This window comes from Amycolatopsis sp. NPDC001319 (assembly GCF_042896185.1).
Taxonomy (GTDB): domain Bacteria; phylum Actinomycetota; class Actinomycetes; order Mycobacteriales; family Pseudonocardiaceae; genus Amycolatopsis.
This window is the reverse complement of sequence record NZ_JBIAWY010000002.1, coordinates 737,172-742,639: the sequence shown is the minus strand read 5'-3', so window position 1 is coordinate 742,639 and position 5,468 is coordinate 737,172. Positions and strand designations below refer to the sequence as shown.

Here is a 5,468-nt window from a genome sequence, read left to right as displayed (position 1 = left end):
ACGGAGCTGACACCCATGACCACGCCCAGCGAGAAGGTCGTCGAGGCCCTGCGGACGGCGGCGAAAGAGGTCGAGCGCCTGCGCCGCCGGAACAAGCAGCTCGAGGCGAAGGCGCACGAGCCGATCGCGATCGTGGGCGTGGGCTGCCGGTTCCCCGGCGGGGTGCGCTCCGCCGAGGACCTGTGGGCCGTGGCCGCCGAGGGCCGGGACGTGATCGGCGAGCTGCCGGCCGACCGCGGCTGGCCCGCCGAGCTCGACGGCGGCGAGTTCCCCGTGGCCCGCCGCGGCGGGTTCCTGGAGGGGATCGCCGACTTCGACGCCGCGTTCTTCGGGATCGCGCCGCGCGAGGCGCTCGCGATGGACCCGCAGCAGCGGTTGCTGCTGGAGACGTCGTGGGAGGCCATGGAACGCGCGGGTCTCGACCCGGCGCGGCTGCGCGGCTCGCGGACCGGCGTGTTCGTGGGCACCAACGGCCAGGACTACGGCTCGGTGCTCAGCGAGGCTCGTGAGGACCTGGAGGGCTATGTCAGCACGGGCGTCGCGGGCAGTGTGGCGTCCGGGCGGCTGGCCTACACCTTCGGCTTCGAAGGCCCGGCGGTCACGGTGGACACGGCGTGCTCGGCGTCGCTGGTCGCGCTGCACTGGGCCGCGCGGTCGCTGCGGACGGGGGAGTGTTCCCTCGCGCTGGCCGGCGGGATGAGCGTGATCACCACGGCCGCGCCACTGGTCGAGTTCAGCCGTATGCAGGCGCTCGCGCCGGACGGCCGGTGCAAGGCGTTCGCCGACGGCGCCGACGGGTTCGGCTGGGCCGAGGGCGCGGGGATGCTCGTGCTGGAACGGCTTTCCGACGCCCAGCGTCACGGCCACGAGGTCCTCGCGGTCCTGCGCGGCTCGGCGGTCAACCAGGACGGCGCGTCCAACGGCCTCACGGCGCCCAACGGTCCTTCGCAGCAGCGGGTGATCCGGCAGGCACTGGAGAACGCGCGACTGTCCACCGAGGACGTCGACGTGCTGGAGGCCCACGGCACCGGCACCGCGCTGGGCGACCTGATCGAAGCCGACGCGCTGCTGGCCACCTACGGCCGCGACCGGCCCGCCGAGCGGCCGCTGCTGCTCGGGTCGATCAAGTCGAACATCGGCCACACTCAGGCCGCGGCCGGGGTCGCCGGCGTGATCAAGATGGCGATGGCGCTCAAGCACGGTCTCGCCCCGAAGACGCTGCACGCCGAGACGCCGTCGCCGCACGTCGGCTGGTCCTCGGGCGCGGTGTCGCTGCTGACCGACGCGGTGCCGTTCCCCGAGACCGGACGCCCGCGCCGGGCGGCGGTGTCGTCGTTCGGCATGAGCGGCACCAACGCGCACGTGATCCTGGAGCAGGCCCCTGCCGTCGAGCCAGTGCCGTCTGCGGAACGGACCGGGGTCGTGCCGTGGCTGCTGTCGGCGCGGAGCAAGGCCGCGCTGCGCGGCCAGGCGCGGGCGCTGCTCGACGTCGACGCGGACCCGGCCGATGTCGCGTACTCGCTGGCCACCGGCCGGACGTTGCACGAGCACCGCGCGGTCGTCGCGGGCGAGAACCGCGAGGACCTGCTGGCCGGGGTCCGCTCGCTGGCCGACGGGACGCCCGGCCCCGGCGTGGTCGAGGGCGACGGCCGGATCCCCGACGAGCGCCGCACCGTGCTGGTGTTCCCCGGCCAAGGTTCCCAGTGGGCCGGCATGGGGGCGGAGCTGCTTGCCGCGTCGCCGGTGTTCGCGGCGCGGATCGACGAGTGCGAAGCCGCGCTCCGGCCGCTGGTGGACTGGTCGCTGCGGGACGTGCTCACCGGCGCGGAAGGCGCGCCGGGCCTGGACCGCGTCGACGTGGCGCAGCCCGCGCTGTGGGCGATGATGGTCGCGCTGGCCGAGGTCTGGCGTGCGGCGGGCGTGGTCCCGGCGGCGGTCGTCGGGCATTCGCAGGGCGAGATCGCGGCGGCGTGTGTCGCGGGTGGACTGTCCCTCGAGGACGGTGCCCGCGTGGTCGCGTTGCGCAGCCAGGCCATCGCGCGCGAGCTGTCCGGCCTCGGTGGGATGGCCTCGGTGACCGCGTCGCGTGAGGTCGTGGCCGAACGCCTGGAGACGCACGACGGCGTGTCGATCGCCGCGGTCAACGGGCCCGGCTCGGTGGTCGTGTCCGGCGACGCCGGCGCGCTCGACGAGTTCCTCGAGGCGTGCGCAGCCGACGGCGTCCGGGCGAAGAAGGTGCCCGTGGACTACGCCTCGCACTCCCACCACGTCGAGCGCATCCGCGACGAACTGCTGCGGGACCTGGCCCCGGTCGCGCCGCGGACCTCGGCGGTCCCGTTCTTCTCGACCGTCACCGGCGCGTGGCAGGACACCGCCGGGCTCGACGCGCGGTACTGGTACGACAACCTCCGCGGCGTCGTGCAGCTGGAGACCGCGCTGCGGGCGCTGCTGGCCGAGGACCACGACGTGTTCGTGGAGGCGAGCGCCCACCCGGTGCTGGTCATGAGCATCCAAGACACCGCCGACACCGACGGTGTTGTCGCCGTCGGGTCGTTGCGCCGCCACGAGGGTGGCCTGGCGCGGCTGTACACGTCCTTCGCCGAGGCCCATGTGCGGGGCGTGCCGGTGGACTGGACATCGGCGATCGACGGTGGCCGACGGGTGGACCTGCCGACGTATGCGTTCCAGCGGCAGCGGTTCTGGCCGGAGGTGCTGCCCTCGGCCGCCGACGCCACCGGGCTCGGCGTCGCCGCCGCGGACCACCCGCTGCTCGGCGCGGCCGTGCCGCTCGCCGACGACCGGGGCGTGGTCCTGACCGGCCGCGTGTCGCTCGCGGCGCAGCCGTGGCTGGCCGACCACGCGGTGGCGGGCACGGTGCTGGTGCCGGACACGGCGTTCGTCGAGTGGGCCGTGCGGGCCGGCGCCGAGGCCGGGCTGCCGGGGCTCGCGGAGCTGACCGTGCACGAACCCCTCACGCTGGCCGGCACCGCGGCGGCGCAGGTCCAGGTCATCGCCGAACCGGACGGCGGGACGGGCACCGTCGCCGTCTACGCGCGATTCGACGACGGCCCGTGGACCTGCCACGCGAGCGGCACTTTGCGTGCGGCCGCGCCGATCCCCGCGCTGTCGTGGCCGCCGGAGAACGCCGTCGCCGAGGACCTCGACGCGTTCGCCGGCCGAGCCGTCCGCCACGGCTTCGAGGCCGGCCCGCTCTTCGCGGCGGTGACCGGCGTGTGGCCGGGCGACACCGACGTGTTCGCCGAGGTCACGCTCGCGGCCGACCTGGAGGAGGACGCCGGGCAGTGTCTCCTGCACCCCGCGCTTCTGCAGTCGCTGCTGGCTTGCGTCTCCGAGGACACCCTCGCGCTGCCGTCCGCTTGGCACGGCGTGACCGTGGCGGCCACCGGGGCCACGACCCTGCGGGTCCACTTGCGCCGGACGTCCGACGGCGTCGCGCTGACCGCGATCGACGGTTCCGGCCAGCCGGTGGTGGCGTGCGAGAACATCGAGCTTCGCCCGCTCGACCCGGCCAAGATCGCGGCGCCCGACGCCGAACTGCGCTCCGCGCTCTTCCGGCTGGACTGGGCTCCCGCGCCGGCCGGCCGGCCCGCGGACTACACGACGGTGGGCACCGGCCCGCTCGCCGAGAAGCTCGGCGCCATCGCGGCGACCGTGTCCGAAGTGGACCCGAGGCCGTTCGTCGTGCTGCCCCTCGTACCGGCGCAGGACGACCTGGTCACCAGCGTCCACGAGACGACGGCCGCGGCGCTGGAAGCCGTGCGCGCCTGGCTCGCCGACGACCGCTTCGACGACAGCCGCCTGGTCCTCCTGACCCGCAACGCGGTCGCGGCCGGACCCGGCGACACCGTGGCCGGGCTCGCCGGCGCGGGCGTCTGGGGCCTCGTGCGGTCCGCCCAGACCGAGCACCCCGGCCGGTTCGTGCTGGTCGACGTGGACGACGACGAAACGTCCCTGGCCGCGCTCACCCCGGCGCTCGGCAGCGGTGAACCCCAGCTCGCGATCCGCGGCGGCGCGATCACCGTGCCTCGCCTCGCCCGCGCCGAACGCACCGCGGAGCCGGCCGGCTGGGGCACCGGCCCGGTGCTGCTGACCGGCGGCACCGGCACCCTGGGCGCGCTCGTCGCCCGGCACCTCGTCACCGAGCACGGCGTGACCGACCTGCTGCTCACCAGCCGCCGTGGTCTCGACGCCCCGGGCGCCCGCGAACTCGTCACCGACCTGACCGCGCTCGGCGCCACCGCCCGGGTCGAGGCCTGCGACGTCACCGACCGCGCGGCACTCGCGAAGCTGCTGGCCGGCGAGCCGCTCACGGCCGTCGTGCACCTCGCCGGCGTCCTCGACGACGGCGCCCTCGAAGCCCAGACGCCGGACCGCCTCGGCCCGGTGCTGCGGCCCAAGGTCGACGTCGCCGTGGCACTCGACGAGCTGACGCGGGACAAGGACCTCGCCGCGTTCGTGCTGTTCTCCTCCGCGGCGGGCGTGTTCGGCAACGCCGGCCAGGCCAACTACGCCGCCGCCAACACCTTCCTCGACGCCCTCGCCGCACGCCGCCGGGCCGAAGGTCTCCCGGCCACGTCGCTGGCATGGGGCTTCTGGGCCGAGCGCAGCACGATGACCGGTGGTGTCGAGGACACCGACCTCGCCCGGTTCCGCCGCGGCGGGGTGCTGCCGCTGTCCGCCGAGCTCGGGCTGCGGCTGTTCGACGCCGCCGCCGAGGTCGACGCGGCACTGGTCGTACCGGTGCCGATGCGGCTCGGCGGCACGTCCCACGAGGAGATCCCGCCCGTGCTGCGCGGGCTCGTGCGCCCGCCGGCGCGGCGTGCGGCCGGGGCGGCCGCACCCGCTGAGACCGGCGGGTCGGTGTTGGCGGAAAAGCTGGCCGGCCGCAGCGCGCGGGAGCAGCAGGCCATCCTGCTGGAGCTCGTCTCGCGGCACGCGGCGACCGTGCTGGGTCACGGCTCGCCGGAGGCGCTGGACGTCGAGCGCGGGTTCACCGATCTGGGCATGACGTCGCTGACGGCGGTCGAGCTGCGCAACCGGCTCACCGCCGAAACCGGCGTGAAACTGCCCGCCACCACCATTTTCGACCACCCGACACCCGTCGCGCTCGCCCGCCGGCTCGGTGCCGACCTCGGTGCCGGGGCCGACGACGAAGCAACCGGGTCCGTGTTCGCGGAGCTCGAGCGGCTGGAGGCGGCCCTGGCCGCGGCCGCGCTCGAACCCGCGGTGCGGACGCGGCTCGGCAAACGGCTCTCCGCACTGCACTGGAAGGTCGAGGAGCACGACGGCGGGCAGGCAGCCGCGTTGAGCGGTGGAAGTGCCGCCACGGCCGCCACCGCGCTCGCCGTGTCGACCGACGACGAGATGTTCGCGCTCATCGACGAGGAACTGGGGCTCGGCTGAGCAACCCGGTAGGTCGAGACGTCATTCCCTGGAACACCGGGAGG

General features: G+C 75.1%; 1 protein-coding gene. It reads left to right on the top strand.

What is annotated here, in order from left to right; all coding sequences use genetic code 11:
- The first annotated feature begins 6 nt into the window (after positions 1–6).
- Positions 7–5,424: an acyltransferase domain-containing protein gene (locus ACFY1H_RS09095; protein ID WP_386945959.1), complete on the top strand. Its 5,418-nt coding sequence runs from the start codon at positions 7–9 to the stop codon at positions 5,422–5,424.
- The last annotated feature ends 44 nt before the right edge of the window (positions 5,425–5,468 follow it).